General features: G+C 37.9%; 1 protein-coding gene and 2 pseudogenes. 2 read left to right on the top strand and 1 reads right to left on the bottom strand.

Going from position 1 to position 3,576, the window contains the following annotated elements:
- Together BIZ37_RS29670 and BIZ37_RS29665 are read left to right on the top strand one after the other, a co-directional pair.
- A pseudogene (locus BIZ37_RS29670) lies at nt 1–540 on the top strand (transposase); the annotation flags it as partial.
- Nucleotides 541–881: 341 nt separating this feature from the next.
- Nucleotides 882–2,918, top strand: a complete 2,037-nt coding sequence (locus tag BIZ37_RS29665; protein WP_187464601.1) for an acyltransferase family protein — start codon at nt 882–884, stop codon at nt 2,916–2,918.
- Between the two features lie 134 nt (nt 2,919–3,052).
- On the opposite strand, the pseudogene BIZ37_RS29660 reads toward BIZ37_RS29665, so the two are convergent.
- Nucleotides 3,053–3,576: pseudogene (locus BIZ37_RS29660) on the bottom strand (transposase); the annotation flags it as partial.

Genomic DNA, 3,576 nt, shown 5'->3' with positions numbered 1-3,576 from the left:
CTAGCGCATGCCCGGCGTAAGTTCATGGATACCAAGAAACTACAGGGTAAAGGCAAGACCGGCAAAGCCGATGTGGCCTTGGCAAAAATCCAAAAACTTTATGCGTTAGAAGCGCGGCTTAAGGAGGTGAGGGTACAACAAAGAGAGGTTGAACGGCTGAAGTTAGCGAAACCTATGCTGGCCGACCTTCATCAGTGGCTGATATCCCAAAAGGTTGTCCCATCGAGCTAGTTGGGCAAGGCTATTAAATACACGCTAGGCCAATGGCCCAAGCTTGAGAAGTATATCGAAGACGGCCACCTATTCATCGATAACAACCGGGCTGAGCGTGCAATCAAACCGTTGGCCATTGGACGGAAAAACTGGCTGTTCGCCGATACCCCGAAAGTTGCTGAAGCCTGTGCCATGCTCTACAGCATCATCGAGACCACTAAAGCTAACGGACTTATCCTGTACGAGTACCTGGTGAAGTGTATGGAAGAGTTAGCCCAACCAGAGCCTGACATCAACGCTTTACTACCCTGGAACTTCGCTAATTAATACTAACCCGAGGGGTCATGTGGAGGATACAAATAATGTATAGAAAGAATCAGAATAAAAATTTACGTTTAAGAAAAAAGAAATAATAAATATAAGAATTATCCAATTGTTCAAGTTTGTAAATCCCATATAACTTATTGCTATTTCGATAGTTAATGGGTTAAAACACTAGTGTTGTATTATTTTTTCGGCTATACAAACCGTTTAAAAAGAGTTGAATATCAGGCCATTTGTTGGGTTTTTTTATAATTTTTGACTACAGTATGTTTAGATTAAGTGTATTAAGTAGAATACCTAGCTTTGATGTCTTGGTATAAGTAATACGAGAAAGGGAGAACTCGATGGCATCAAATTATCGCCCTGATATAGATGGTTTACGGGCTATCGCTGTGTTATCAGTTATTTTTTTTCATTCTGGCTTTTCATTTTTCAGTGGAGGCTATGTAGGCGTAGATATTTTTTTTGTTATTTCTGGTTACTTGATTACATCGATAATATTAAGTGAAATAAATAACAAAAATTTCTCTATCTCTACGTTTTATGAGCGCCGCTTTAGAAGAATACTTCCTGCATTATCAGTTGTGGCTTTTGCGAGTACTGTATTGGGCTATCTATTTTTAACTCCTGATGGGTTGATAGATATTGGTAAAAGTGCTGTTGCAACGGCTTTATTCTCATCAAATATTTTGTTTTATTTTGAATCTGGTTATTTTGATGTTGCAGCTGAGATGAAGCCTTTACTGCACACTTGGTCTTTAGCTGTTGAGGAACAGTTCTATATATTTTTTCCTCTGCTTCTTATTATAATAAAAAAATATAGTAGTAAAGGTTATTTCTATTGGCTTACTATTCTTATCCTTATTTCTTTTTCTCTTTGCATATTTTTAACTAATAAAAATGCTTTGGCTGCATTCTATTTTCTCCCTACGCGAGCTTGGGAGTTAATGATTGGTAGTATTCTTGCGTTAAATTTAATATCTCAACCAAATTTACGGATTTGGCGTGAAGTATACAGTAGTGTTGGGATTTTAATGATTATCTGCAGCATCTTTTTTTTCTCGTCTTCGACAGCCTTCCCTGGAATCGCAGCACTAATGCCAACCTTAGGTACTGCATTAATTATTTATGCAGGTACAGGTGGTAGTTCTTTAATTTCATCTTTTTTAAGTCTTCGACCTATTGTTTTTATTGGCTTAATTTCATATTCATTATACTTATGGCATTGGCCAATAATTGTATACACACATATCATTTCAATTAAAGAGCCAACATATATTGTATTATCAATAATGTTGTGCTTTATATTTTTAATTTCAATAATATCATGGAGATTTGTAGAACTCCCTTTTAGACAAAAAAGTATATTTAAGACAAAGCTTTCACTCCTCAGTAGTTCTGCATTAGTATCAGCACTAATATTAATTAATGGAGCTGCTTTTGTTGTTAGTGACGGATACCCTAATCGATTAAATAAAGAGTTAAGTCATAACTTTGCTGCTAAAGATGATAAGTGGTATCACTGGACATCATGTGAAAACATAATTGGTAAGTTAGAGAACGGAGAAGATTTATGTAACATAGGATTTAAATCAAGCAAAAAATTTCGCTTTATTCTGTGGGGAGATTCTCACGCTAAATCTTTAGCTTCAGGAGTAGATCTAAGTGCTGATAATAATAATTTTCTGGGGAAGTTAGCAACAAAATCAGCTTGTCCTCCTTTACTTTTAATTGAAAGGCTAGGTAGAACACATTGTCATGACTTTAATCAAACCGTCCTAAATTACATTTCAAATAACCCAGAGATAGAAGTTGTAATATTAGCTGCAAGATGGACGATTTCTGCTCATGGTACACGATATAAACAAGAGCATGGAAAAACAGTAAAACTAATTAATATAGAAGAAAAAGAGCATGGAAATTCAACTAATCTTGAATTGTTTGAAGTTGGGCTAACTAATACGATTCAGGCTTTGCAAGCACTTGGTAAGGAAATAGTAATTGTTCATTCAATACCAGAGGTTGGGTTTGATGTCCCTTCTGCGTTCCAGGTTTCATCAATAACAGGTCGTGAGATAAATGGACTCATTGCACCTTCATTTAAAGAGTATCAAGAAAGAACTAAAGATGTTGAGGTTATTTTTAATAAGCTAAAAGGTCTGTATTCAGTTGATTTTATCTTTCCTGAAAAGGTGCTATGTGATGAAGAGTACTGTAGGGTCGCTATAGGGAATGATTTACTGTACAGAGATGATGATCACTTATCAACATTCGGCTCAGAGTATATAGCAAATGCTTTTAATCAACTCTTTTTAGGCAACACTAAAGAGAGTTTGAATGGTCAGCAACAAAAACCTAACATATCTGTTGTCAGTTATTAGTTATCTAAGTTGATCCTTAATCGTTAGAGTTATTTCTTTATTCACTTTTGGTGTTTTGCTCTAAGGCGTGCACAACTAGCTACTGCACAGTGAGCGCCCCACGATCCCACAGAGGATATTAATGAGCAAAGTTTCCAAGAAAGTAAAGCGTCGAGATCTAGTTCCGGTTGTGCCAACTCTTCAATGCACTTAACCAGATAGTCGTACAGGATAAGTCCGTGAGCTGTAGCCGTTTCGATGATGCTGTAGAGCATGGCAATGGCTTCAGCAACTTTCGGGGTATCGGCGAACAGCCAATTTTTCCGTCCAATGACCAACGGTTTGATTGCACGCTCAGCCCGGTTGTTATCGATGGATAGGTGACCGTCATCGATATACTTCTCAAGCTTGGGCCATTGGCATTGCGTGTATTTAATAGCCCTGCCCAACTAGCTCGATGGGACAACCTTTTGGGATATCAGCCACTGATGAAGGTCGGCCAGCATAGGTTTCGCTAACTTCTGCCGTTCAACCTTCTTTGTTGTACTCTCACCTCCTTAAGCCGCGTTTCTTACGCATTAAGTTTTTGGATTTTTGCCAAGGCCACATCGGCTTTGCCGGTCTTGCCTTTACCCTGTAGTTTCTTGGTATCCATGAACTTACGCCGGGCATGCGCTAG

The sequence above is a fragment of the Photobacterium sp. BZF1 genome, assembly GCF_014349205.1.
Taxonomy (GTDB): domain Bacteria; phylum Pseudomonadota; class Gammaproteobacteria; order Enterobacterales; family Vibrionaceae; genus Photobacterium.
This window is presented reverse-complemented; position numbering and strand designations above follow the sequence as displayed.

Bases quoted from the DNA above. Each gene is read 5' to 3' on its own strand.
- BIZ37_RS29665 (WP_187464601.1), top strand. From the start codon at position 882: ATGGCATCAAATTATCGCCCTGATATAGATGGTTTACGGGCTATCGCT.